This is a genomic window from Bradyrhizobium sp. LA6.8 (genome assembly GCF_040547935.1).
Taxonomy (GTDB): domain Bacteria; phylum Pseudomonadota; class Alphaproteobacteria; order Rhizobiales; family Xanthobacteraceae; genus Bradyrhizobium; species Bradyrhizobium barranii.
Map to the genome: position 1 here is coordinate 676,008 of NZ_JBEPQQ010000002.1, position 25,620 is coordinate 701,627.

General features: G+C 64.2%; 16 protein-coding genes. 9 read left to right on the plus strand and 7 right to left on the minus strand.

Annotation, left to right across the window (positions count from 1 at the left end; all coding sequences use genetic code 11):
- Nucleotides 1-51: 51 nt before the first annotated feature.
- The 5 genes from ABIA90_RS10290 to ABIA90_RS10310 all read right to left on the minus strand — a co-directional run bounded on the left by ABIA90_RS10290 (nucleotide 52) and on the right by ABIA90_RS10310 (nucleotide 4,998).
- Nucleotides 52-1,104: an amidohydrolase family protein gene (locus ABIA90_RS10290; RefSeq protein WP_354118733.1), complete on the minus strand. Its 1,053-nt coding sequence runs from the start codon at nucleotides 1,102-1,104 to the stop codon at nucleotides 52-54.
- A gap of 112 nt (nucleotides 1,105-1,216) precedes the next feature.
- Entirely contained in the window at nucleotides 1,217-1,738 is a 522-nt protein-coding gene (locus ABIA90_RS10295; RefSeq protein WP_354118734.1) for a hypothetical protein, read from the minus strand.
- Nucleotides 1,739-1,803: 65 nt separating this feature from the next.
- Nucleotides 1,804-2,619, minus strand: coding sequence for an MBL fold metallo-hydrolase (locus tag ABIA90_RS10300; RefSeq protein ID WP_354118735.1), 816 nt, complete (start codon nucleotides 2,617-2,619; stop codon nucleotides 1,804-1,806).
- Between the two features lie 106 nt (nucleotides 2,620-2,725).
- Entirely contained in the window at nucleotides 2,726-4,252 is a 1,527-nt protein-coding gene (locus tag ABIA90_RS10305) for a permease (protein ID WP_354113417.1), read from the minus strand.
- A complete protein-coding gene (locus tag ABIA90_RS10310; protein WP_166353442.1) occupies nucleotides 4,249-4,998 on the minus strand; it encodes an ABC transporter ATP-binding protein in 750 nt (249 codons plus the stop codon). The genes ABIA90_RS10305 and ABIA90_RS10310 overlap by 4 nt, the downstream gene beginning before the upstream one ends.
- Before the next feature lie 263 nt (nucleotides 4,999-5,261).
- Here ABIA90_RS10310 and ABIA90_RS10315 point away from each other — a divergent pair, with 263 nt between their 5' ends.
- The 6 genes from ABIA90_RS10315 (at nucleotide 5,262) to ABIA90_RS10340 (ending at nucleotide 12,051) form a co-directional block, all read left to right on the plus strand.
- Nucleotides 5,262-6,137 (plus strand): branched-chain amino acid ABC transporter permease, encoded by an 876-nt coding sequence (locus ABIA90_RS10315; protein WP_014498442.1) that lies wholly within the window; start codon nucleotides 5,262-5,264, stop codon nucleotides 6,135-6,137.
- Between the two features lie 5 nt (nucleotides 6,138-6,142).
- Nucleotides 6,143-7,294, plus strand: a complete 1,152-nt coding sequence (locus tag ABIA90_RS10320) for a branched-chain amino acid ABC transporter permease (RefSeq protein WP_071916858.1) — start codon at nucleotides 6,143-6,145, stop codon at nucleotides 7,292-7,294.
- Nucleotides 7,291-8,049 carry an ABC transporter ATP-binding protein gene (locus ABIA90_RS10325; RefSeq protein ID WP_354118736.1) on the plus strand — a complete coding sequence of 253 codons (759 nt, stop codon included), beginning with the start codon at nucleotides 7,291-7,293 and terminating at the stop codon, nucleotides 8,047-8,049. The genes ABIA90_RS10320 and ABIA90_RS10325 overlap by 4 nt, the downstream gene beginning before the upstream one ends.
- A gap of 3 nt (nucleotides 8,050-8,052) precedes the next feature.
- Complete coding sequence (locus ABIA90_RS10330; RefSeq protein WP_166077418.1) at nucleotides 8,053-8,841, plus strand: ABC transporter ATP-binding protein; 789 nt, start codon at nucleotides 8,053-8,055, stop codon at nucleotides 8,839-8,841.
- Between the two features lie 90 nt (nucleotides 8,842-8,931).
- Complete coding sequence (locus ABIA90_RS10335; protein WP_354118737.1) at nucleotides 8,932-10,770, plus strand: AMP-dependent synthetase/ligase; 1,839 nt, start codon at nucleotides 8,932-8,934, stop codon at nucleotides 10,768-10,770.
- Between the two features lie 81 nt (nucleotides 10,771-10,851).
- On the plus strand, nucleotides 10,852-12,051 hold the full coding sequence (locus tag ABIA90_RS10340) for an ABC transporter substrate-binding protein (protein WP_354118738.1): 1,200 nt from the start codon (nucleotides 10,852-10,854) through the stop codon (nucleotides 12,049-12,051).
- A gap of 200 nt (nucleotides 12,052-12,251) precedes the next feature.
- Here the strand turns inward: ABIA90_RS10340 and ABIA90_RS10345 are convergent, their stop codons facing one another.
- On the minus strand, nucleotides 12,252-13,376 hold the full coding sequence (locus ABIA90_RS10345; RefSeq protein WP_354118739.1) for a lysozyme inhibitor LprI family protein: 1,125 nt from the start codon (nucleotides 13,374-13,376) through the stop codon (nucleotides 12,252-12,254).
- 504 nt (nucleotides 13,377-13,880) lie between these two features.
- Here ABIA90_RS10345 and ABIA90_RS10350 point away from each other — a divergent pair.
- The gene (locus ABIA90_RS10350) at nucleotides 13,881-14,804 is read left to right on the plus strand and encodes a helix-turn-helix domain-containing protein (protein ID WP_354118740.1); all 924 of its coding nucleotides are present in this window, start codon (nucleotides 13,881-13,883) and stop codon (nucleotides 14,802-14,804) included.
- Between the two features lie 12 nt (nucleotides 14,805-14,816).
- Here the strand turns inward: ABIA90_RS10350 and ABIA90_RS10355 are convergent, their stop codons facing one another.
- Nucleotides 14,817-15,548, minus strand: coding sequence for a transglutaminase-like cysteine peptidase (locus ABIA90_RS10355; RefSeq protein ID WP_354113424.1), 732 nt, complete (start codon nucleotides 15,546-15,548; stop codon nucleotides 14,817-14,819).
- A gap of 620 nt (nucleotides 15,549-16,168) precedes the next feature.
- Here ABIA90_RS10355 and ABIA90_RS10360 point away from each other — a divergent pair.
- Complete coding sequence (locus ABIA90_RS10360; RefSeq protein WP_354118741.1) at nucleotides 16,169-22,981, plus strand: FecR domain-containing protein; 6,813 nt, start codon at nucleotides 16,169-16,171, stop codon at nucleotides 22,979-22,981.
- Nucleotides 22,982-23,128: 147 nt separating this feature from the next.
- Nucleotides 23,129-25,360, plus strand: a complete 2,232-nt coding sequence (locus tag ABIA90_RS10365; protein WP_354118742.1) for a CHASE2 domain-containing protein — start codon at nucleotides 23,129-23,131, stop codon at nucleotides 25,358-25,360.
- The last annotated feature ends 260 nt before the right edge of the window (nucleotides 25,361-25,620 follow it).

Genomic DNA, 25,620 nt, shown 5'->3' on the forward strand with positions numbered 1-25,620 from the left:
GCGGCCACGACGGAAGAGGGGCCGGGACCAACATCCCGGCCCCTCTTCTCGTCATGACGGCAGTTCGAGCCGGTAGACATCGCTCGCAGTCCGCGAGAACAGCGCGGTCTTCTCGGCCTCGCTCAAGGGGGCGGCGATACGCTTGAACGCGTTGAAGATCACCTGGTAGCTGCACTGGCCCTTGTCCGGCGGGAAATTGCTCTCGAACATCGCGCGCTTGGGGCCGAACGCCTCGATGCAAGTCTCGACATAAGGCCGCCAGGCCGCGGCAAGCTCCTCCGATGACGGCGGCTTCGCGCGCAGATGGAAGTCATAGCCGAGCAGGCACATCGCGAGCCCACCGAGTTTCACCGAGACATTCTCGCACTTCGCGATCTCTTGGATCGAGGCGCGCCATTGCGGAAACACCTCTTCGCGCCGTCCGGCAAAGCGACCGACGCCGGCCGGGCCGCCGCAATGGTCGAGCACGATTTTGGTGTCAGGAAAGGCGCGCGCGAGCTCAGTCAGCTCGCCGATCTGCGGGTGAAACAGCCAGGCATCGAAGCTCAGGTTCAGCGGTGCGAGGCAGGCAAAGCCCTTGCGGAAGATCGGATCCTGCAACAACCCCTTCGGCCGGTTGACATACATGCCGGCGACGACAGGGTCTTCGTCCCAGGCCGAGGAATGCCTGATGCCGCGGAAGCGGCCGTTGCCCGCCGCGATCTCGGCTTCCAGCACCGGCTTGGCGGCATCGCCCAGCAGCAGGTTCACGTGGCTGACGATGCCGGCGCAGATCGCGGCCGTGCCGTAGCCGCCGCTTGCGCTCATGGCGGCGACGCCGTTGGCGAACTCGACTTCGCCGACCGGCCGGAATGCCTCGGGCCCGTGCGCGCGATACATCGAACGGCAGTCGACATAGACGGTGGCGATGATGTTGTGCCCGGAGGCAATATCGGCCGCCATCTCGTCGATCAGATAGCGCTGCCCGCGATTCCAGAGATGGTGATGAGGATCGACGATCGGCCGCAAGGGATCGATGATCTCCTCCTGATATTGCGCGAGCCAGTCCTCGCGCGGCTCGACGAATAGCCCGCTCGTGTTGGCGGGCACACCGCTTGCAGCCATCGGCATTCGCTCCCTCATGTTTTTTGTGGGGGGAGCCTAGCACCTCGTCTTCGCATCCAGCTGCGCGTGCTGCGCAACCGCACCCGTCATCGCGAGCACAGCGGCGCCGTCGTTAGCCCTTGCGCCGCTTCGCCCTCACATCGACCACAAGCCGCCAATCGGCGGCGGCTGCCGGCTTCACTTCGCCGAGCCAATGGAAGGAATCATCGGTAATCTCTGTGAAACTCCAGCGTGTCAGGTCGCCCGCATCGGTCGCGCCTTCCTGCACGATGTCCGCGCCGCGCGGGCGGCCGATCTGCTGGCGGAACACGCTACGACCGGGATCGAACCAGGAAATCCGCCACGCGGACATGGAGGGGTCGTAGACCCGCAGCGTCGTGCCGTACCAATTGCCGGCGATCGGAAACGCCGGCGCAGCCGCGGGGCGGGGAATGATCCAGACATCCTGAACGGCGCGGCCTTCCAGCACCCAGCCGAAATGGATTTCGCCGGGCGCGGTGTGCTTGGTTCCATCGGGGCCATGAGCGGTGATCCCGGCATCCCAGTCGCCGACGAAGCGGCCGTAGAGCTGGAGCGCCGCCGCGTGCTCGGGGTTCGGTCCGTCCGCGTGCAAAAGTCTGGCAAAGTCGGTCATGTCGATCTCCTGTCGTCAGGAGATCAGCACGACCGACCGGCAATCGACTTGGAGAAAATTGCGCGTCAGACGCCGTCGAGGATGATGACCGTCGGCGTCGTCGGCAGCGCGTCCCGCGACATCCGGAAGGAACGCTCGCTGCGCCGGTCGATCTCGAACTGCCGGCCGATGAGGTGCATGAACTCGTCGAGCGGGGTGGCGAAGCGGTGCATCGGCAACACCACCGAGGCGCGCAGCCGCTTGGTGATCTCGGAGACGCCGTCGAGCGACATGGTGTAGGTGCCGTCGATCGGCACCATCACGATGTCGAGCCGCCCGATCTGGGCGAAATGGGTTTCGTCGAGCTTGTGGTGGAGATGGCCGAGATGGCCGATGCAGAGGCCGGCGACCTCGAAGATGAAGATCGAGTTGCCGTCGCGGATCATGTCGGTGCCGGAATCGTCACCGAAATAGCGGCGGATATCGGTCGTGACGTTGCGGATGAAGGTGTCGCCGATGCGCTCCGACACGACGGCCGGCTTGCCGTCCTCGCCCCAGCCATGCAGCACATGGGGAATGCGCTTGTCGGGAAATAAAGAGTAGTGGGTGCTGTGCGCCCGGTTCATGGTGACGACATCGGGCAGACGTCCGACCTGGTAGGCGCCGCTGTAGTCGGTCGCGATGCGCAGGCCGCCGGGCGTGTCGATGAAATAGGTGGAATGGCCGGCATAGGTGATCTGGACTTCAGCCGAGCCTGCGGCCTGCCGGAAGGCGGCCGGCATTGCGCGGGGCGCGCCGTTTGCCATCGCCAGGCATTCGCTCCGCTGAGGTTGCTGCTGGGCGAGAGCAGGAGAGAGGAATGCGCCGAACAGCGCCAGAGCCGCTGAGACCAGTCGCCGCATGAATCCGTCCCCGATGACTTCGGAAGAATTGTAGCGTGCAATGCAGCGCGTGGCCAATAGGCCGCGATCAACAGCGCGTCAGTGTCGCAGCCTTACTCCCGGCTTTCTAGTTGCGCCTTGGGCTGAACTTCCAGGTGATGGCGATGAGGCTGGCGGTGATCAGGCCGCTGATGAGGCCGGCGATGGGGAGGGCGAGCAGCAGCGCTGCGCTGGCGGCCCAGCCGATCGAGGAGAAGGCTTCAGCGAAGGTCGCGAGCCGCGACGAAGTCTGGCGGCGGCGGAATTGGCTGCGCCGGGCCTGCACCCGGAACCAGAGCTGGATCGCAGTCGCGGACGCCGCGCTGATGATGACAGCGCCGGCACTGACCGCGGCCTGGAACGGCGAGGCGAAAGCGAGTGCTGCGACCAGCGGGCAGAAGATGGCGGCGATGGCGATCAGCACCACCTCGATCTTGGCGCGGATGACGCTGGACGGCGTCAGCGGCGCGGTCGCGACCAGGTCGGGGGCGTCCTCGCCCGAGATCGTCAGCCAGGCGAGTCCGCCCGCGAGCTGTCCCGCCGCCATCACGATGACGGGTGTGATCAGCGTCAGCGCCGCGGAGCTGTCGGCAAAGTTGCGCCAGAGCAGCAGCGCCGGCGGCACCAGATAGAGCAGCTGCATCAGCGTCTGCGAGATCAGCCAGGGATCGCGCCAGAGCAGCGAAAATTCCTTGCGCCGCAGCGCCTGTTGCCGCGATCCGCCGCGGAACGGGCGCTGCTTCGCGGCCTTGCTGCCGGAGGCGCCGTAAGCGGCGGCATCGATTGCGGTATCGGCAAAGCGGTGCGAGAAGACCGCCATCACGCTGCCGAGCAGCACGAGCCCGAGCGCGAGGAGCAGCAGCAGCGCCTCGCTGTCGCCCATGGCCGCCCGCGCCGGCCACCACCAGATGCTGTCGACGTCGGGCGCGTAGGCGGCGAAGCTCCCCGAGGTCAGGATGGTGAAGCGCGACAGCGTGCCATAGGACATGATCGCGGCGACCTGGAGCGCGATCACGAAGCCGGCGCCGATCATCGCGGCGAGGACCTGGGCGACGAAGCGCGTGCGCGCCGGGCCGATCAGGCGGAACAGCAGGATGGTGATGGCGATCGCGATCGCCGCGGCCGAGAGGCCCATGGCGACGACGACGCCGAACGCCGCGAGCCAGCGCGCGCCGCCGCCGATCACCAGCACGTCGATGAACGGCGTCGAGAACAGCAGCGCCATCACGGTGACGGCCAGTGCGATCGCGGCGATGCGCACCGAGAACAGATTGGCCAGCATCGCGGGCGAGGACATGATCAGGTCGAGATCGGCGCGGGCGTAAAACACCCGCGTCACCGATTCGATCGCCTGCGACAGCATCAGCGTCCAGGCGAGAAAGATCGTCGCCGAGATCACGATCAGCGAGGATTTGTCGAGCGGCAGCTGCAGGTCGGCGAAGCGGCCGATCACAGCCCAGGCCGGTACGTGTAGGAGGGCCGCGAAGAACAGCAGGCCGATCATTGCGGCGCGCGCCCGCTTGCGCCGCCCGCCGGTCATCATGGCGAACCATTCGCGCCAGGCGAGCCGGAGCTCGTGGCGGGCAAACCAGGACAGCGCGGTTGCCGAGCTCATGCGGCTTCCGGAAGCGTCACCAGCGCGATGAAGAGATCTTCCAGGCTGGTGTCGGCATGGCCGTTCTGCTGGCGCAACTCGGTCAGCGTACCCTCGGCGACCAGACGGCCCGAGGCGATCACGCCGATGCGATCGGCCATGCGTTCGGCAACCTCGAGAATATGCGTGGTCATGATGACAGTGCAGCCGGCGCGGACGCGCTCGCTCAGCAGTCCCTTCACGTGGCGGGCGGAAACGGCATCGAGGCCGGTCAGCGGTTCGTCGAGGATGATGAGGCGGGGATCGTGCACCAGCGCGCCGGCGAGAGCGACCTTCTGGCGCATACCCTTGGAAAAGCCTTCGCAGCGTTCGTGCCGGTGCGGCTCGAGCCCGAGCGAGGTCAGGAGGTCCTGCGCGACCGGTTCCGAGACCGACGGCGCGATGCCCCAGAGCCCGGCGACGAATTCGAGGTACTCAAGCGGCGTCAGCTTGTCGTAGATCATGGGCTCGTCGGAGACCCACGCCATCACCTGCTTGGCGGCGACGGGATTTGCGAGCGCATCGATGCCGAAGATCGAGACCGCGCCGGCGTCGGGCCGCAACAGGCCCGCGACCATGCGCAAAGTGGTGGTCTTGCCGGCGCCGTTGGGGCCGACCAGCGCATAGAATTCGCCGGCGTGAATGGTGAGATCGAGGCTATCGACCGCCAGACGGTCAAAACGCTTCGTTAACCCCAGGACTTCCAGCGCCGATCTGTCCGGCTTCATGACGGCCACACCATCCGGTTTTGCATCGCTCGCGACCATGATCCCAAGATGTTTCGGCACCGTGAATCTACGGCCCACAAATTCCGCCATCCGGTTGCTACTAATGGCAAGTCACCGTTTGTTGACAGCGCTGGACGGTTCAGGCTGAATTGCCGCCGGGACAAATGGCGCTAACGCGGCGAAACGACCGCGTAGCGACTGGACACAAGATGCAGCAAGGCGGTCGCGAAGAGCCGCCGGTTGTATCGGGAGGAAGCGCGGCGATGCTGGATTTCGTTCAGCAGCTGGTCAGCGGTGTTGCGCTCGGCTGCGTCTACGGCCTGATCGCGCTCGGCTTCGTGCTCGTCTACAAGGCCACCGAGGTCGTCAATTTCGCCCAGGGCGATTTGATGATGCTGGGCGGCTTCTTCGCCTTCACCTTCATCGGCATGATGGGACTGAACTACTGGATCGGCTTTGCCGGTGCGGTGGCTGCCATGGCGTTGTTCGGCATGCTGGCAGAGCGCGTGGTGGTGCGGCCGATCCTCGGCTATCCGCAATTCTCCATCATCATGGCCACCATCGGCCTCGGCTATTTCCTGCGCTCGGTCGCCGGGATGATCTGGGGCACCGACGATCTGAAGATCGAGACGCCGTTCAGCCACGGCGTGCTACGCGTCGGCTCGCTGGTGTTGGCCTATGACAAGCTCTCGGTGATCGCCGCGACGATGATCCTCTGCGCGCTGCTCTGGCTGTTCTTCAACAAGACCACGCTCGGCACCGCGATGCGCGCCAGTTCCGAGAACATGCTGGCGGCCTATTACATGGGCATCCCGGTCAAGCGGGTGGTGTCGGTCGTCTGGGCGATCAGCGCGGCGGTCGCGACCTGCGCCGGCGTGCTGCTCGCGCCGATCACGTTCATCCACTCCAATGTCGGCCTCGTGCTCGGCCTCAAGGCGTTTCCCGCCGCAGTCCTCGGCGGCTTCGGCTCGATCCCGGGCGCAGTCGTCGGCGGCGTGCTGATCGGCGTGATCGAAAGCATGGCCGGCTTCTATCTGGCGGAGGGCTGGAAGGACGTCGCGCCCTATCTCGTGCTGCTTGCCGTACTACTCTTGAAGCCTGAAGGCCTGTTCGGCCTTCACGTCCGCAAGAAGGTCTGAACGCCATGCGCTTCCTGTTCAAGACCGACTATGAGGACGACATCAAGCTGTTCCCGCATTCGGGCTACGTCGTCTCCTACGGCATCCTGCTCGCGCTGCTGCTGATCGCGCCCTATGTGCTCTCCAGCTATTTGATGAGCCAGCTCGTCTTCGTCTGCATCTACGCGACGGTTGGCGTCGGCCTTCTGATCCTGACCGGTTTTACCGGGCAAGCCTCGCTCGGTCACGCCGCGTTCCTCGCGATCGGCGCTTACACGGCGGCATACTTGCAGAAATACAACGTGCCGTTCCCGGTCTATTTCCTCGCTGCCGGTGCCCTGACCGGGTTGATCGGCGCGATGGTCGGCTTTCCCGCCCTGCGCCTGACCGGCATCTACCTCGTCATCGCCACCATCTCCTTTGCCCTGATCGTCGAGGAGATCCTGGCGCGCTGGGAGAGCGTCACCAACGGCAACGAGGGCATGCGGGTCAAGACCCTGTCACTGCTCGGCGTCACGGTCCCGCGCGACAGCCCGACTTTCTATTTCCTCTGCCTCGCCGTGCTGGTCTTGACCATCGTCGGCACGCTCAATCTCTTGCGCTCGCCGACGGGGCGCGCCTTCGTCGCGATCCGCGACAGCGAGACCGCGGCGCGCAGCATGGGCGTCAATGTCGCGCTGTATAAGGTGAAGTCCTTTGCGATCTCGGCGGCGATCACCGGCTTTGCCGGCGTGCTGTTCGCGCACAAGCTCTCCTTCATCTCGCCGGAGATGTTCACGCTCCAGCTCTCGATCGAGTTCATCATCGTGATCCTGATCGGCGGCACCTTCAGCCTGCACGGCGCGGTGCTGGGCGCGATCTTCATCGTGATGATCGACCCGTTCCTGACCTATCTGAAGGACGACTTGCCCGGCATCATCGCCGGCATCGCCGCAACGTTCGGGGCGGGCTCGGCGACTGCGGGCAATATCCAGTCCAAGGTCGCGGCCTTCGCCTCGCTCAACGGATTGAAGGGTGCGATCTACGGCATCATCATCGTGCTGTTTGTGCTGTTCGAGCCGCTCGGGCTCTACGGCCGCTGGCTCAAGATCAAGCTCTTCTTCCAGCTGTTTCCGCTCTACAAGCGCGCCACCTTCAAGCGTCAGAAGATCTACGTGAAGTCGGAGCGCAACCGATGAGCTATTTTCGCGCGGAGAACCTGTCGCTGCATTTCGGAGGGCTGAAGGCGGTCGATGCGGTATCCTTCGCGGTCGAGAAGGGCGAGATCCTCTCGATCATCGGACCGAACGGTGCCGGCAAGAGCTCGATCTTCAACCTGATCTCGCGGATCTACCGGCCGACCACGGGCCGCATCTTCTTCGAAGACCATGACATCACGGAGCAGCCGCCCTACGACATCGCAAGGCTCGGCATCGCGCGAACCTTCCAGAACATCGAGCTGTTCGAGAACGCGACCGTGCTCTCCAACCTTCTGGTCGGCCGCCACCGGCACTCGACCACCCGGCTCTGGCAGGAACTGCTGTTCCTGCCGAGCGTGCGGGCGAACGAGAAGGTGCATCGCCGCAGGGTCGAGCAGGTGATCGAGTTCCTCGATCTCGAACCCTATCGCGACAAGCTGATCTCCGGCCTGCCCTACGGCGTGCGCAAGGTGATCGAGCTGGCGCGCGCACTGTGCTCGGAGCCGAAACTGATCCTGCTCGACGAGCCGTCCTCCGGCCTCAACGTCGAGGAGACCGGCGACATGTCTTTCTGGATCCGCGACATGAAGAACGAGCTCGGCGTCACCGTGCTGATGGTCGAACACGACATGTCGCTGGTCAACCGCGTCTCCGATCGCGTCATCGCGCTGAACTATGGCCGGGTGCTGGCGATGGGCTCGCCCGCCGAGGTGCAGCAGCATCCCGATGTCGTCGCCGCGTATCTGGGAGCCTGACGCATGGATGCCGCCGTCACGCCCGACATCATCTTAAAACTCTCCAACATCGAAAGCTATTACGGGCCGATCATGGCGATCCGCGGCATCTCGCTGGAGGTGCCGCGCGGCCGCATCGTCACCCTGCTTGGCGCCAACGGCGCCGGCAAGACCACGGTGCTGAAGACGATCTCGGGCATTCTGGATCCGCAGAAGGGCACGATCGAATTCATGGGCAAGTCGATCCAGCGCATGGAGGCGGACCGGATCGTGCGGCTCGGCCTCAGCCATGTGCCGGAGGGGCGCGAGGTGTTCCCGTTCCTCTCGGTGCGCGAGAACCTGATGATGGGGGCGTATCCGCGCCGGGATCGTGATGGCGTCGCGGAGGATCTGGAGCGCGTCTACGGCTATTTCCCGCGTCTGAAGGAGCGCATCAACCAGCCGGCCGGCCAGCTTTCCGGCGGCGAGCAGCAGATGCTCGCGATCGGGCGTGCGCTGATGAATCGGCCGACCTTGCTGCTGCTCGACGAGCCCTCGCTCGGCCTGTCGCCGCTGCTGGTGAAGGAGATTTTCACCATCATCCGCCGCGTCAACGAGGAGCAGGGCATGTCGATCCTGCTGGTCGAGCAGAATGCCAAGGTGGCGCTGGAGACGGCGCATTACGGCTACGTGCTGGAGATCGGCCGCGTCGTGATGAACGACACCTGCGACCGCTTGATGCATTCCCAGGACATCCAGGAATTCTACCTCGGCGCCAAGGAAGCGGGCGCGCGAGGCGAGCGGCGCTGGAAAAAGAAGAAGACTTGGCGCTAGGGGAAGGCGTTAAATGGATTGGCCCATCCGCAACGACAGACCGCCGGCAAGGCAGGCAGCGGAGGGGAGAGCGACAAGGAGGAGACGCGCATGGCCCGACCGGCGGTGCTGACGGTCGCTGATACGATCGCGAAGAGCTTCTTGCGCGCCGCCGAGACGCGGGGCGACAGGCCGGCTATCCGCGAGAAGAAATTCGGCATCTGGCAGCCGACCAGCTGGCGCGAGTGGCTTGAGATCTCGAAGGAGATCGCCTACGCGCTTCGCGCCTCCGGCTTTCTGCCCGGCGACGTCGCCTCCGTCATCGCCAATGCCGTGCCGGAATGGGTTCATGCCGACATGGGGATTTTGTGCGCCGGCGGTGTTTCCTCTGGAATCTATCCGACCGATGCATCGTCCCAGGTCGAATATCTGGTCAACGATTCCGGGACCAGGGTGATCTTTGCAGAGGACGAGGAGCAGCTCGACAAGGTGCTCGCCTGCCGCGCGCGCTGTCCGTCCCTGCAAAAGATCATCGTGTTCGACATGGAGGGCCTCAGCTGCTTCTCCGACGACATGGTGATGTCGCTCGACGAGTTCCGTGCGCTCGGCCGCAACCACATGGTCGGCCGTGAGGCGCTGTGGCAGGAGATGATCGACAGCCGCAGCGCGGACGACCTTGTCATCCTCGTCTACACCTCGGGCACCACCGGTCCGCCCAAGGGCGCGATGCACGCCAACCGCAGCGTCACGCACCAGATGCGGCATGCCAACGATTTCATCTCGGCGCGGGAGGACGAAGACCGGCTGATCTTCCTTCCGCTCTGCCACGTCGCCGAGCGGGTCGCCGGCTACTACATCTCGGTTGCACTCGGCTCGGTGATGAATTTCGCCGAGAGCCCGGAGACGGTGCCGGACAATCTGCGCGAGGTGCAGCCGACCGTCTTCTTTGCGGTGCCTCGCATCTGGGAGAAGTTCTATTCCGCGATCACCATCGCGCTGAAGGACGCGACGCCGCTGCAGCAATGGGTCTATCGCCGCGCCATCAAGGTCGGCTATCGCATGGTCGATTGCCGGATCGAGGACAGGGCGCCGCCGCTCTCGCTGCGCATCGCCAACGGCATCGCCTACCGGCTCGCGTTCCGCAACATCCGCCGCATGATGGGGCTCGACCGCTGCCGCATCGCGTTCACCGGCGCTGCGCCGATCGCGCCGGAGCTGATCCGCTGGTATCTCGCGCTCGGCATCGACATGCACGAGGTCTATGGCCAGACCGAGAATTGCGGCGTCGCGACCATGATGCCGGCGGTTCGCATCAAGCTCGGCTCGGTCGGCACCGCCGTGTCCTGGGGAGAGGTCGCGCTGTCGCCCGATGGCGAGATCCTGATCAAGGGCGACTTCCTGTTCATGGGCTATCTGAATCAGCCCGAGAAGACCGCCGAGACCATCGACCATCGCGGCTGGCTGCACACCGGCGACGTCGGCACCATCGACAACGAAGGTTTTGTCCGCATCACCGACCGGATGAAGGACCTCATCATCACCTCCGGCGGAAAGAACGTCACGCCGTCCGAGATCGAGAACCAGCTCAAATTCTCGCCCTACATCTCGGATGCCGTGGTGATCGGCGACAAGCGGCCTTATCTCACCTGCCTCGTGATGATCGACCAGGAGAATGTCGAGAAGTTCGCCCAGGACCACGACATCCCCTTTACCAATTATGCGAGCCTGTGCCGCGCGGCGGAGATCCAGGACCTGATCTGGCGCGAGATCGAAGGCGTCAACGGAAATTTCGCCCGCGTCGAGACCATCAAGAGATTTTACCTGATCGAGCGCCAGTTGACCCCGGAGGACGAGGAGCTGACGCCGACCATGAAGCTGAAGCGCGGCTTCGTGAACAAGCGCTACGCTGCCGAGATCGAGGCGATGTATCGCCAGCGCGCGGTGGCGTGACGAGCCTGCCAGTTCGAGAAAGCGAAGGAGCTGTGGCCCCCGCCCTTCGCACCATACGGGCCCAAAGGAGAGGAGACGTCAATGTCGAAATCGTTCAGCACGTTCGGCCTTGCTGTGAGTGCCGTGGTGCTCACCTGTCTGCCGGCCGCGGCACAAACCAAGGTCACCAACGAAGGCATCTCGGCATCCGAGATCGTCATCGGCACCCATCAGGACCTGTCGGGGCCGATCAAGGGCTGGGGCGTGCCGGTCTCGAACGGCATGAAGATGGCGGTCGAGGAGATCAACGCGGCGGGCGGTGTCCAGGGCCGCAAGATCAAGCTGGTCGTCGAGGACTCGGGCTACGATCCGAAGAAAGCGGTGCTGGCTTCGCAAAAGCTGATCGAGCGCGACAAGATTTTCGCGATGGTGGGACCAATGGGATCGCCGACCGTGCTCGCTGCGCAGGATATCTTGCTCGACGCCGGCGTGCTTCAGCTCTTCCCGCTGACGGCGGCCGAGTTCACCTTCAAGTTCGATCCGGCCAAGCCGCAGGAGCGGCTGAAGTTCAACAACCTCCTGCCCTATGTCGAGAGCACGCGCGCAGCGCTCAAATACATGATAGAGGCAAAGAATTTCAAGAAGCCGTGCATCCTGCATCAGGACGACGAGTACGGCAAAAACGTGCTCGACGGCTTCAACCAGCAGCTCACCGCCATGAAGCTGCAGCCGGCCTCGATCACGAGCTACAAGCGCGGCGCCTCCGATTTCAGCGCGCAGGTCGCCAAGATGAAGTCCGACGGTTGCGACCTCGTCGTGCTCGGCGCGGTCCTCCGTGAGCCGATCGGCACGATGGGTGAAGCGAAGAAGCTCGGATGGGACGTCACCTTCCTCGGCGCCACGCCCGTTAACGTGCTCGAAGTGCCGGCGCTCGGCAAGGAAGTGGTGGAAGGCTTGTATTCCGCCTCGAACTTCGAAATTCCCTACGAAGACACTGCGAAGGGAAAGGTGAAGGACTGGCTCGTCAATTACAAGAAGATGTTCAACGCCGACGCCAACACCCAGGCGATCATCGGCTACAATGCGGTGATGACGTTCGCGCATTATGCCAACAAGGCTGGCAAGGATCTCACTGGCCAGAAGATGCTCGACGCGCTGGAGTCCGGCGACAAGTTCCAGGATATCTTTAGTTCTCCGCCGACGGTGTTCTCGAAGACCAACCATCTCGCCACCACCGTCACCCAGGTGCAGCAGGTGAAGAACGGCCGCTGGGTGCTGGTGAAGGACAATCTGATGTTTTGATGGCTTCGCTCTTGCGGCGCTGACGGTGCACCCTCTCCCCTTGTGGGAGAGGGTGGCTTCGCGTGAGCGAAGCCGGGTGAGGGGTCTCTATCCTCATGAATGGTCGTGCGAGCGGAGAGAACCCCTCATCCGGCGCGCACGATGTGCGCGCCACCTTCTCCCACAAGGGGAGAAGGAAGAAAGCACGCCACGGGGAGAACCTACGATCCCCCGCCCGCAGTGCCCGAATTCACCGGCGCCAGCTCGTCTTCCCGGCAGCGCCAGCCGTCGGCGGCTTTCACGAAGGCGAAGGTCCGCTGGATTCTCAGGCGGCGCGTGACGTTGAAGGCCTCGCCGGATCGCTCCTTGCTGCCGACGCCGGGCTGTGGGCGGCCCGCCCTGGGGTCCCAGCAGGTGCCGGTGCAGGTGGAAGCGACCTTGCTGCACATGGTGAAGGGCGCCAGCACGACCATCTCGATCTCGCCCGTGACCTGCGCCTCCTGGTCGGTCACCTGGCTGTCGAGCGCGTAGACGCGGTTGATGCGGAGGAAATTGCCGCACGAATTGGCGGCGTGAATCCGCGCGGCGCAGAAATCGACGGCATCGGTGTCGGGCGAGCGGGCCGCGACCTGCCGGCCGAAGACTTTCTTCGGATCGCCCTTGGCGGCGGCGATCTCCTCGGTCTTGCGCTTCAGATGCTCGGCGAGACAATCTTCCGCGGACGAAAGCTCGGCAAGCGGCACGTTCTCCTTGCCGACGAGATTGCACTTGCGATCGCGCTCCCTCGTCCATCGGCCGTATTCGGCGAAGGCAAAGCGGGCCGCGGTCGGGTCCAGCCTGCCGATCAGGCCCAGCACCTGGCTGTTGAGCTCGGTTTCGGTGAGCGCCAGCGACGGGTCCGCGCAGATCAGTGCGCCCGCGGCCGTGTTGGCCGCGAGACAGTCGAAATCGGGATCACGCACGATTGCGGCGCGCTCTTCGGTGACCTTGAGAAGGCACGCCTTCACGCGGTCGAAATCGTCGGCGCGGATCGCGGTCTGGCCGACGATGCCGCAGCCGAGGTTGCGCTGTCGGATCCAGATCGCATTCTCCTCGATCGCGGGCAGGCGATCGGGCAGGCGGGCGAGCCGCGCCTCGATCGCCGTGCCGAGCTTCTCGGCGGCGGCGGCCAGCTCGGCGTCACCGCAGATCAATTGATTGCCGGGATCGCGGATCTGCTGGCAGTTGTTTCGGGCAAACAGCGGCAGCCTGTCGGCGATGGAGCGGTCGGACGGGCCCGATTGCGCGGAGCCTGGTGCCGCCGGCAATACCAGCAGCGCAAGCACAGACAGCACGATGAACCGCATTCCAGTCGCCCCCGCAAAGGCGCCATGCTAGCGCCCCGGATCGCGCGGCGAAACGGCTTTGTGGCGTGACGGTTTACGCGAGATCCGTAGCCCGGATGGAGCCAACGGGTCGGCGCAAAGCGCCGCCCGATGACAGGCTCCGCGTAATCCGGGGCCGGTGCTAGTGGTTAGGGTGCGTACTCATGAAGTCGGTTGCTGCGAGTCGGCCACCTGATGTCTGCTTCTCTCCCAACGGCGGCGCGGGAGCGGACATCGCGGCACTTCGCCTTCGGGCCAAAAGCGGAAGAACATAAACCAGCTGGTCATTGGCCGAGCTGCCGCGGAACCTGCGAAACCTTGCCCTGCGGCACCATGGTCCCGCACTATCCGAGAATGCAGGTCGATCTGAACGCGCGTTTCGTCTAAACTTGCAGCAGGGTCACTTTGGGAAGAGACCCCAGATCCGTATTCCTGAGAACGCCTCGAACGCTCAAACCAGACCCTCTCAACGGCGAGAACAGGTCCATGAGCAAACCTCGCTTGCGAGATATTTCGCAGAATCCAGACACTTCCCAGTTGCCGATCGGCGAGTGTCCCGATGCGGAAATGACGCGCGTACTCAAGACGAAGCCCGTTCAAATGGCATCATCGTCCTGCGGCGCGATCACATTTTGGAAGCATGATCCGCTGCACGACGTCGTCAAGCCCATGGACGATCACGTCATCATGACGTTCCCCGCCGGGTCGGTGCGGTTCGAGCGCCGTAACGGGAAAGCATTTGTGAATGGAATGACGCGTCCCGGGACCGTGACAGTCATTCCGGCCGGTTCGAGCTCACGATGGGACATTTACCAACCTCTGAATGTCGTTCAGCTCTACCTGCCGCACGCAACGCTCCAGCGCGTTGCCCACGAAGCCGACGTGGCCGCTCCTGGTGATCTCGTGGAGCGAACGGTCCATCCCGACCCCGTTACATCCCGATTGCTCCTGAGTGCTGCGGATGTGCTGGAAGGCAGCGCGGCCTTGGATGCCCTGTTCAGGCATCAGATGACTGATCTTCTGGCGACGCGCCTGCTGGTTGCCCACGCAGGTTCGCCTGTAACGGTCCAACCGGTCACCGGCGGGTTGTCGCCCAAGGTGCTGTGTCGCGCCATCGAACGCTTGCGTTCGGACAGCAATGCGGACGTCTCGCTCGCGGCGCTGGCATCCGATGCCGGCCTTTCGCGCTTCCATTTCTGCCGCGCCTTCAAGGGAAGCACCGGGCTGTCGCCGTATGCCTGGCTACGCCAGCACCAGCTCGAGCAGGCCATGAACATGCTGCGCGACACCGACGACTCGATCGTGTCGATCGCAGCCGCGCTTGGTTATTCCTCGCAGACCGCCTTCGCTGCGGCATTCAGGAAGCTGACCGGCGAGACCCCGAGCGGTTGGCGGCGACGCACGCGGTGAACATCTTCTTCGTCAGTGCGCCTCGGGTGCGGCCATCGACAACCGCACGGGTTCGTCGACATATTTCATCACGGCGGACTGGTAGAGCACGAACAGCGGCTGGTAGGTCTGCGCAGCGTCGTCCTCGACCATCGCCATGCGGCGGTTGTCGAGCATCAGCCAGTGGCCGTCGAGCCTTGCTGCGGCGACCGCATGCTCTTCGCCGGCCCTGACATCACGCACCACGACGATGCGGAGGTCCTCATTGGCAACGCCGGCGAGCCGCAGCGCGGCCAGCTTGGCGATGGCATAGTCTTCACAATCGCCAGCGCCCCGCGCGAAGGTCGCGAGCGGCGAGCTCCAGACGTCGTCGGCGCCGTCATTGGCGGCCCGGATGGCAAGATTGATGGCGCGATTGGTCTCGCCCAGCTTCGCGCGGCCGTCACGGCTGCGGGCCTGGTCGACGATGGTGATCAGTTTGAGCGCCGCCGGCGACGCGCAATTGTCCCGGTCGCCGTCGCACAGCGCGAGCTGCACCATGTCGTCGTCGAGCTTCTGCTTCAGCGCGAACCATTTCTGCTGGAGGCTGCCGGACGAGATGGCGAAGGCGAACACGCCGAACGGCTCGGCGGATTTGCGCACGAGGACGCCGGCTCCAGGCGACAGCAGCGTGCCGGCGCGGAGCTCGGCGGCCGATCCGAGCAGGATCAATCCGCACAGCACAAGGACAGCGCGCCAGGCGCGCGAGCGAGCAGCGGTCTCCATCTGACATCCCCTTCCGGCTTCGCCAGGTCCCCCTCGACCTGTACGTGCCGGGCTTTGTTGCTTTCGCGGAGATAGTGCGAGACGGGCCGTTCTGTTCTGCTTAACGCGCCCGGCAGGGGTCCCAAAACCGTGGGACAGGCTGAAACGGGCCTGTGCAAATTGCGTAAAATTTTACGATTCGCCGGCTAGGAGGGCTCCGTCGCCGCGAAATGGAACCAATTGCAGGGAGAAGTTGCGGGAGGGCTGATTCTACCGCTTATGGCTAACAGCCCGCTATTTCACGGGTTCTGTTAGTTGGGTCACAGATTCTGCCCCGTATTTGCCGCAGGATGCTGCGGGGAACTACGAACAAAAGATGACACAAGTATCCGTCGTTCGATATGGGTGGCTGATTACTTTGGATGACTGGGAATGCGTGAAAATAAGCCGAAAACCGACCTCGGAATATTTAAAGAATTACTTCGGCTTCTCTGTGAAGGCGCCGCTATTGGAGACTCCTCCAGCCAAGTGATGGGAATCACACAAGCAATAGATGGTTTCGCTAAGGACTTGGTAATGCTATTCAAGCTTAGGCGGTCGTTACTTACTTAGATTTTAACTCTTTTTGCGGTGCCCCCCGGTTGAATTACGCTGGCAAATTTGACGCCACGATTCCCCTTGATGGCGAGGGTTCCCGCTCGGCCGCGGACGTTCATGTCGATTCCTTTACGGCCAAGACTTTTATCGCCAAGCCTTTTGTCGCGACGGCGCACGGTCACGTGCCCGACGGCACGTTCGTTGTTCCCGATGCTAACCTGATCTTCAATGGCGAGTTCAAGCGCGCAGGTTTCGACCTCGTGCTGTCCCACGAGGGGCACGAGTTCGTCGTTCACGATTATTTCAAGGGCGACAAGCGCGCAGCGATCGCCTCGCCCGATGGCGCCCATCTCACCGGCGACGTCGTCAACGCGCTCACGGGCCATGTGCAATATGCGCAGGCCGCGCCCGGCATCGCCGCCGCGCAGGTCATCGGCCACGTCACAAAACTCTCCGGCAGCGCGACCGCGGTCCGCAACGGCGTCTCGGTCACGCTGAACAACGGCGACAACGTCGAGAAGGGCGATGTGGTCTCGACCGGCGCGGATTCGACGCTCGGCATCACCTTCATCGACGGCACCGTGTTCGGCCTGTCCTCCAATGCGCGGATGGTGCTGAACGAGATGGTCTACGACCCCAACGGATCGAGCAATTCCTCGCTGCTGAGCCTGGTTGCGGGCACCATCACCTTCGTCGCCGGCGAGACCGCCAAGCACGGCGACATGAAGATCGACACGCCGGTTGCCACCATGGGCATCCGCGGCACGGCGGTGCTGACCCAGATCAACTTCGTCGTTCCCGCCGGCGGCGGCGATCCGCAGCCGCAGGCGAGCTTCCAGGTGCTGGTCGAGCCTAACGGCACGACCGGCTCCTACATCCTGTTCGACAAGGTCACGCTGCTGCCGATCGCGACGGTCAACCAGGCCGGCCAGATGATCCAGATCAGCGGCGGCAACGTCTCGATCACCAACGGGCTGCTGTCGCCGGACGTCCAGAAGCTGATCACGGACGTGTTCACGCTGAAGTTCACCGACAACAACACCAACACCAAGCTGACCACGAACTTCACCGACACGATCACGCAGACCAGCGACGGCCTGGTGATCAAGACGCCGGCCGGCTACATCGCGACCGCGCTCTTCACCAACCTCGGTCAGCAGGGACCGCAGGGGCCCAGCGATCACACGACGCCTTTCAACCGTTACCCCGGCAAGCCTCTGTCTCAAAGCCTTGATCTCAACGGCAATGTGAAGACGGCGTTCGCGCTGACCGAGCGCGCGGACACGACCGGCGACACGATGCATTCCGACACGATCTCCGGCCGGATCACCTTCGTCGACCAGAACCTGGGCGATCGGCCGACGGTGAGCGTGAGTCTCGCCGATGCGCCGAACTACGTCTACAAGAGTGCCGGCCAGGACGTCACCGGCTCGCTCACCGCGCTCCAGAAGCAGGACATCGCGGCGACGCAGATCCAGATCAACGTCGTCGCCGACGGCGGCAACAACAACAACGGCTCGGCGGTCTGGACCTACACGATCCCCGACCACGTCTTCGACTTCCTCGCGGCCGGCGAAACGTTGACGCTGACCTACATGGTCCGCGTCGACAACAATTTCTCGGTCAGCCCCGAGACCGCTTTCATCCCCATCACGATCACGATCACCGGCACCAACGACAAGCCGGTGATCACCACCAGCGTTCCGGTCATCATCTTTGAAGGCGGCACCAGCGTGCCGGGTGGCCCGCTCACCAGCGATGTGCCGACGACGGGCACGCTGAACTTCGGCGACGTCGATCTCACCGACAAGCATACGGTGTCGGTGGCGCTGACCAGCGCGACCCTGCCTGATGGCACCGTTCCGCCGGGCCCGCTCGCGGCGTTCCAGAGCGCGATGTCGGTCGCGATCGCGGCGGGCGCCGACAGCACCGGAGACGGCACCGGCACCATCAACTGGTCGCTGGCCGATCTGCCGGTCTATCTCGCCGACTTCATCCCGAAAGGTGAGGTCCTGACGCTGGTCTACACCGTGACGCTGACGGATTCGCAAGGCGCGACCTCGAAGCAGACCATCACCGTCACGATCACCGGCACCGATGCGCCCGCGGTGGTGTGGATCGCGACCGACAAGGCCGGCGCTCCCTCCGGCGGCTTCTGGAAGGACGCGGCGAACTGGGCAACCGGCACGGTCCCGACCATCAATGACGATGTCATCGTCATCACCGATCAGCTGCACGGCCTGACGCCGTCCTATCCGGTGACGATCGACACTGCGGCCTACGCCAAGTCACTGACGATGAACGATTTCGGTGGCCCGCCGCCGAAGGTGATCGTCCAGAGCTCGCTGACGATATCAGGCGCGCTCAACATGGGCGCTGATTCGATCCTCACGACCGCCGCGACCGGAACGATGTCGGTCGGCGGCAAGGCCGAGATTCTGGGCACGAGCGTGCTCACCAACGCCGGCTATCTGACGCTCGCGGGCGGCGGCGATTTCGCCAGCGGCACGAAGATCACCAATTCCGGGACGATCGAGCTGTCCGGCGGCACGCTGAAGACGCTCGCCACGATCCACAATGCCGGCGGCTTGCTGAGGGCCGATGCCGGCTCGACGCTGATCGTCGACACCGCGACGGTCGATGGCGGCACCGTCAGCATTTTGGGCACGCTGGAGCTCGACGGCACCAGCCTGATCGAGAGCGGCACGCTGAACAATTCCGGCACAGTCAACGTCAAGGGCACGGTCGAGTTCGCCCACGAGACCGTGTCCAACACCGCGACCGGTGTGATCGAGGTGCTGGCCAACGGCTGGCTGACGATCCATCAGGGCTCCAGGGTTACCAATGCCGGCCAGATCACGGTCGACGCCAGCGGCAAGCTGATCGTCAGCAATGCGACCATCGGCGGAGCTGGTGCGGTGATCGACACTGGTGGCGGTGATGACGAGGGGGGCCCCGTCCTCAACGCCGGCATTCGCGGCGCCGGCACGATTACCAACAACGGTGAGATTGATCTGACCGGCGATGCCGTCCTGAGCAGCGGCATTCTGAAAAACAATACCGTCTTCAAGGTGAGCGGTGCGCGCAATGCGCTCAGCGATGAGACCGTCACCAATGCCGGCATCATCGAAGTGCTCGCCAACGGCGCGCTCGCGATCGATCAGGGCTCGACCGTCGACAATTCGAGCGGCAATGTCATCGTCGACGGCAATGCGGTGCTGACGCTGGACGACGCCACGATCAGCGGCGGCGCCATCAAGGGCGCCGGCACGATCGACGTCACCGGCGCCAGCAAGGTCGACAGCGCCGCCACGCTCAGCATCAGCGCGGTGACGGTCGAGAGCGGCGTCACGCTGACGCTGGACGACGCGACCGTTTCGGGCACCGCGATCGTCAATCACGGCACCGTTAATGTCGATGCGAGCAAGACGCTGACGTTGAACGGTGCGAGCCTGGCCGGGGGCACGCTCACCATCGCCGGCACGCTGGAATCGACCGGCGCGAGCGCCGTCGACAACGCCGACGTCGGCAACACCGGCACGATCTCGGTCACCAGCGGCACGCTGACGATCGATCCCGGCATCCTTCACGCCATCATCAATCACGGTCTGATCGAGGCAGTGATTGGCGGCACGCTGAAGCTCACGACCGCCACCATCGCCAACGCCGGCGGCATGATCTCGGTCGACGGCACCTCGAAGCTCTATCTGACCGACGTCTCGATCAACGGCGGCAGCGTGACCAATGCCGGCAATCTCTACGGCGTCGCCGGCACCAACACGATCACGGGCGGCGTCACCAACACCGGCACCATCGAGATCCAGAGCGGCACGCTCAACCTGTCCGGCGGCATCACCGGCGCGGGCACGCTGATCATCGACGATAACACGACGCTGGAGCTCGGTGGTGCGGACGCGCAGACCGTCACCTTCGCCGGCGGCACCAATACGCTCGAGATCGACAAGACGAGCCATGCCTTTACCGGCACCATCACCGGTCAGGCGACGACCGGCGGTACTTTCACGGTCACCGGCGGTGCCGACATCAATTCGGGCAAGGGCGACGCGCTCGACTTCACCGCTTCGGGGGGGACGATCGGCCATCGTGGCAACATCGTACTGACCCCGAGCGGTACGCTGACCGGCGCGACCAACGGCATCGTCGTCACTCAGAACGGCATCGGCGACATCTCGCTGACGACGGCCGGTGATGTCACGGGCCAGACCGGCAACGGCATCGTGCTGCATGACGGTGCGAACGGCGCGGGCGATATCACGGCGACGATCGGCGGCGGCGTTTCCGGCGCGGTCGGTCTCGACATCGTCTCCCATGGCAACGGCGCAGTCACCGTCACCAACAACGGGCACATCACCGGCACGACCTCGTTCGGCATCAATGTCGACCAGGACGATGCGGGCGCGACCGGCTCGACGCACATCACCAACACCGGCTCCGTGGTCGGCGCCGATGGCGTCGCTGCGATCTCCATCCAGGAGAACGGCACCGGCACTGCGACGATCATCAACTCCGGCACCATCGGGCCAGCCGATGCCGGCAGTGTGACCTCATCGACCTATGCGATCGTCGAGACTGGCGGCGAGATCACGATCAACAACGCCGGCCACATCAACGGCAACATCTCGGTCGCCACCGCCACGTTCAATAACAACGCAGGCGGCACCTGGACGGTCGCCGGCAGCGGCGTGTTCGGCGACGCGTCGTCGATCGTCAACCACGGCGACATCGATCTGCACGGGGCCTCGATTTCCGGGGCCGGGCTGACCATCGAAAATTATGGCGACATCGACAGCTGGGGCACTGCGTCGATCACGGGCGACATCACCAACACCGGCACCGGCTCGATCGAGGTTCACACCGGGACGCTGACACTGTTTGGCTCGCTGTCGGGCTCGGCCACGGGCGCGGTCGTCGTCGATGCCGGCGCGACGCTCGAGGTCAAGGGTGCGGTATCGCAAACGATCACGCTTGCCGGTGACGGCGCCGAGCTGGAGATTGATACGAAGGATTTCGGCGGCTCGATCGCGGAGCTGTCCGCGAACGACAAGATCGACCTGACGATGATCAAGTGGGGCCTCGGCACCAGCGCGGTCTATGTCCCCGATGCCGACCACCCCGCGAGCGGCGGCGTGCTGACGGTCACCGGCGACGATGGCAAGAGCATCAGCCTGACCCTGGTCGGAGACTATCGCGACGCGCACTTCGCGGGCAGTGATGAGGGTGGCCACACGCTGATCACGATCCATGCGGACGACGATGCGCCGACATTCACCACCACGGATGTGGCGCAGCTGACCGCAAGCTTCTCCGAGCAGCCTGATACCACCGGTTCGTCCTCGACGATCGACCCGTCGCCGGCCGCGACCGGCTCGATCGACTTCAAGGACATCGACCTGACCGACCGGCCGACGGTGACGAAGGTCGACCAGGACGTGACCTGGCTCGACGGCGCCACCGACCTCACCGCGTCGCTCACGCCCGACGAGACCGCCGCGTTGAAGAACGCGCTGACGTATCAGCTGACCGGCAAGAACAACGGTACCGTCACCTGGCACTATTCGATCGCCGACAACGCGCTCGATTTCCTCGGCCAGGACCAGACGGCGAAGGTCGTGTCCACCATCACGCTCGATGATGGCCGGGGCGAGACCACCACGACCGACGTCACCATCACGATCACCGGCAAGAACGACGCGCCGACGCTCGACAGCGCGACGCTGGCCGCCGTCGCCGGCAACGACAGCGATCCGGCTGGCAGCAAGATCCGCGATCTCTTCACGAACAAGTTCCATGACGCCGACGCTGGCGCGACCTTCAAGGCCATCGCGGTGACGTCGGACGCCGCGACCGCCGACCAGGGCGTCTGGCAGTACAAGGTTGGCGGCTGCTGGGTCGATGTCGACTCGGTCGGTGATGCGAATGCGCTCGTGCTGAGCTCCGCTACGTTGATCCGGTTTGTGCCTGCCGACGGATTCAGCGGCGAGCCTGGCGCGCTGGGCGTCCACGCTCTCGACGACACCTATACAGGCGCCATCACCACCGCTGGTTCGACGGCGACGATCGATCTCACGGCGACGGGCACCGGCGGCACTACGCCGATCTCGCACGACATCACCACCATCGGCACGAGCGTGACGCCTGCTATCGGCCCAGTCATCAATACCGAGAGCTTCCACGTCGAGCACATCCGCGAGAACAGCAACGATATCATCACCGATCTGGTGGTCACCGATACCGATTCTGGCGCGGCGACGGACATTTTCACCGTCACGGTGTCGACCTCGCATCCGGATACCAGCAGCGTCAGTGTTTATCCGACGACGGGCTCGCTCGAGCAGATCAACACCGGCCTCGCAGAAGGTGCCGGCATCACCTACGACCCGACAGGCGCCAGCACCGAGCAGTATCCGCAGCCGCCCGCAACGGACAAGATCACGGTGACCGTTGCCGACTCGACCGGCCATTCCGACACCGTGAACTTCATCTTCGTCGAGGGCGCCAACAGCCAGGGCGTCCGCCTGGAGGGCACCGACGGCAAGGACGTGATCTTCGCCACCGAGTCGAGCGACACGCTCATCGGCGGCGGCGCCAAGGACCAGTTCGTGTTCGCGCCGACGTCGTCGCAGTCCACGGTCCAGCACAGCGTCGACGATTTCGAGATTGGCCTCGACAAGATCGACCTGCGGCAGTTCGGCAGCATCAGCTCGCTGGACGACGTCAATATCGCTCCGCAATCGGGCGGCGCCCAGATCACGCTGGACAACCACGAGACGATCCTGCTGAAGAACGTGATCGCGGCAAATCTGAAGGCCAGCGATTTCATCTTCCACATCACCTGATCGCCGCCCGGGCCTCCTGGCGGCCGGCTCGCAGCTTGACCGCGGCAAAAAATCCATAATCCTCAACCGCCGGGGAATAGCCAATCGCTCGCGGACGCTCCATGATCGGTGCGCCGAGCGCGATACAGGTCAGGAAGTCCGACTGAAATGAAGCGTCTCAAGATCCTGCGGCGGTGGTTTGCGCGGAAGCTCGGCTTCGCGCGGCTGATGTGCCTTGCGCTGCTGGTCGTCTTTGCCGGCGCTCGTGTCTGGGATCCGCCGCCGATCCAGGAATTGCGGCTGCGTACCTTCGACATGTTTCAGTTGATCGATCCGCGCCACAAGGCGGCGCGGCCGGTCACCATCGTCGACATCGACGACAAGAGCCTCGCCAAGCTCGGCCAGTGGCCATGGCCGCGCACGCGGATCGCGGACCTGATCCAGAACCTCACCAGTAACGGCGCGGTGACGATCGGCTTCGACATGGTGTTCTCCGAAGCCGACCGGCTCAACCCGGATCTGGTCGCGAGCCAGATGCGCGATCTCGACGACGCCACCCGCGCCAGGCTGCGCGAGCTCCCGACCAACGACCAGATCCTCGCCGACGCGATCAAGCGCTCGCACGTGGTGCTGGGCGAAACCGGGCAGCCGGCGATCTCGTCCGAGATCGACAAGTCGTTGCCCTTCACCGGCGTCGCGACGGTCGGCGAAGCGGATGCCGAACGTTTCCTGTTCGAATTCCCCGGCCTGTTGCGTAACGTGTCCGTCATCGAGAAGGTCGCGGCCGGCCGCGGCCTGTTCTCGATCAAGACCGAGCGCGACGGCCTGATCCGCCGCGTGCCGTTGATCATGCGCGCCCAGGGCAACATCATGCCCTCACTCAGCCTCGAGATTTTGCGCGTCGTCACGGCAACGCCGACGCTGTTGGTCCGGACCGACAAGACCGGTGTGCGGGCCGTGCGCCTCAAGGGCGTGGAGATTCCGACCGACAAGAACGGCCAGCTCTGGGTGCATTATGCCCGCCAGGATCCCTCGATCTACGTCTCCGCCGCTGATGTGCTCGACAACACCGTGCCGCCGAACAAGATCGCCGGCAAGCTGGTGCTGGTCGGCACCTCGGCGGTCGGGCTGAACGACATCAAGACCACGCCGGTGTCATCGACCATGCCGGGTGTCGAGATCCATGCCCAGGTGCTGGAGAGTGTGCTCAGCGGCGCGGTGATCTCCCAGCCGAACTATGCGCTCGGCGTCGAGCTGATCGCCGCGCTCGTGATCGGCTTGCTCGTCATCATCTTCACGCCGAATCTCGGCCCGGTGCGCCTCGGGCTCGCGGGTGCCATGTTCGCCGCCATCCTGGTCGGCGTATCCTGGTTCTTCTACGCGCAGTACCGCTACCTCATCGACTTCACCTATCCGCTGCTCTCGACCACCGCGATCTATCTGACACTGATCTTCGCCAGCTTCGTGCGCGAGCAGCGTCAGCGCGTGCAGATTCGCGGCATGTTCGCGCAATACATGTCGCCCGTCCTGGTCGAGCAGCTCGCGCAGTCGCCCGAAAAGCTGGTGCTCGGCGGCGAGGAGCGCGAGATGACGATCATGTTCTCCGACGTGCGCGGCTTCACCACGATCTCGGAGAGCTACAAGCAGGATCCGCAAGGCCTGATCGCGCTGATGAACCGCTTCCTGACGCCGCTGACGGACGTCATCATCGATCAGAAGGGCTACATCGACAAGTACATGGGCGACGCCATCATGGCGTTCTGGAACGCGCCGCTCGACGATGCCGAGCACGAGGTCAACGCCTGCGAGGCCGCGATCCAGATGCTGGAGCAGATCGACGCGGTCAACAAGGAGCGCGAGCAGGAGGCCGCCGATGGCGGTCATGTCTACATCCCGCTCAATGTCGGCATCGGCCTCAACACCGGCATCGGCGTCGTCGGCAACATGGGCTCCGACCTGAAGAAGAACTATTCGGTGCTCGGCGACAGCGTGAACCTCGCCTCGCGCCTGGAAGGCCAGTCGAAGGAATACGGCTTTCCCATCATCGTCGGCTCCAGGACCGCGCTCGCCGCCAAGGACAAGTTCGCGATCCTCGAGCTCGACTTCATCATGGTCAAGGGCAAGACCGAGCCCGAGGTGATCTACGCCATCGCCGGCCGCGAGGACGTGATGCATTCGGGCGCCTTCCAGCGCCTGCGCAACGTCACCATAGAGATGCTCGGCTGCTACCGCGGCCGCGACTGGCAGGGCGCGCTGGATGCGATCGAGCGCGGCCGCCGCAGTGAGGACGCCGACACGCTGGATAAGCTGTTCAAGCTGTACGAGGCGCGGATCAAGGAATTCCAGATCAATCCGCCGGCGGAGGGATGGACCGGGGCGTATGCGCTGCTGACGAAGTAGCGGTGTGAGTGTGAGAGCATCGCTGGTGCTGCACGCGCGCAAGCCGGCAACTCCGAGTCTTCGCCAAACCACTCCCTGTGGTTATGGGTCCCGGGCTCGCGACTACGTCGCGCCCCGGGACGACAGCAGTGTTTGGCGCGCGAGCGTCCGTCTCCTCTTCGCCACCAGCATCAACTCCCGTAGGGTGGGCAAAGGCGCGCAAGCGCGGTGCCCACCATCTTACTCCGCGTGTAGAAGTGGTGGGCACGCTTCCGCTTTGC

Bases quoted from the DNA above. Each gene is read 5' to 3' on its own strand.
- ABIA90_RS10330 (WP_166077418.1), top strand. From the start codon at position 8,053: ATGGATGCCGCCGTCACGCCCGACATCATCTTAAAACTCTCCAACATC.
- ABIA90_RS10300 (WP_354118735.1), bottom strand. From the start codon at position 2,619: ATGCGGCGACTGGTCTCAGCGGCTCTGGCGCTGTTCGGCGCATTCCTC.
- ABIA90_RS10295 (WP_354118734.1), bottom strand. From the start codon at position 1,738: ATGACCGACTTTGCCAGACTTTTGCACGCGGACGGACCGAACCCCGAG.
- ABIA90_RS10340 (WP_354118738.1), top strand. From the start codon at position 10,852: ATGTCGAAATCGTTCAGCACGTTCGGCCTTGCTGTGAGTGCCGTGGTG.
- ABIA90_RS10350 (WP_354118740.1), top strand. From the start codon at position 13,881: ATGAGCAAACCTCGCTTGCGAGATATTTCGCAGAATCCAGACACTTCC.
- ABIA90_RS10365 (WP_354118742.1), top strand. From the start codon at position 23,129: ATGAAGCGTCTCAAGATCCTGCGGCGGTGGTTTGCGCGGAAGCTCGGC.
- ABIA90_RS10315 (WP_014498442.1), top strand. From the start codon at position 5,262: ATGCTGGATTTCGTTCAGCAGCTGGTCAGCGGTGTTGCGCTCGGCTGC.
- ABIA90_RS10335 (WP_354118737.1), top strand. From the start codon at position 8,932: ATGGCCCGACCGGCGGTGCTGACGGTCGCTGATACGATCGCGAAGAGC.
- ABIA90_RS10325 (WP_354118736.1), top strand. From the start codon at position 7,291: ATGAGCTATTTTCGCGCGGAGAACCTGTCGCTGCATTTCGGAGGGCTG.
- ABIA90_RS10290 (WP_354118733.1), bottom strand. From the start codon at position 1,104: ATGGCTGCAAGCGGTGTGCCCGCCAACACGAGCGGGCTATTCGTCGAG.
- ABIA90_RS10345 (WP_354118739.1), bottom strand. From the start codon at position 13,376: ATGCGGTTCATCGTGCTGTCTGTGCTTGCGCTGCTGGTATTGCCGGCG.
- ABIA90_RS10310 (WP_166353442.1), bottom strand. From the start codon at position 4,998: ATGAAGCCGGACAGATCGGCGCTGGAAGTCCTGGGGTTAACGAAGCGT.
- ABIA90_RS10320 (WP_071916858.1), top strand. From the start codon at position 6,143: ATGCGCTTCCTGTTCAAGACCGACTATGAGGACGACATCAAGCTGTTC.
- ABIA90_RS10355 (WP_354113424.1), bottom strand. From the start codon at position 15,548: ATGGAGACCGCTGCTCGCTCGCGCGCCTGGCGCGCTGTCCTTGTGCTG.
- ABIA90_RS10305 (WP_354113417.1), bottom strand. From the start codon at position 4,252: ATGAGCTCGGCAACCGCGCTGTCCTGGTTTGCCCGCCACGAGCTCCGG.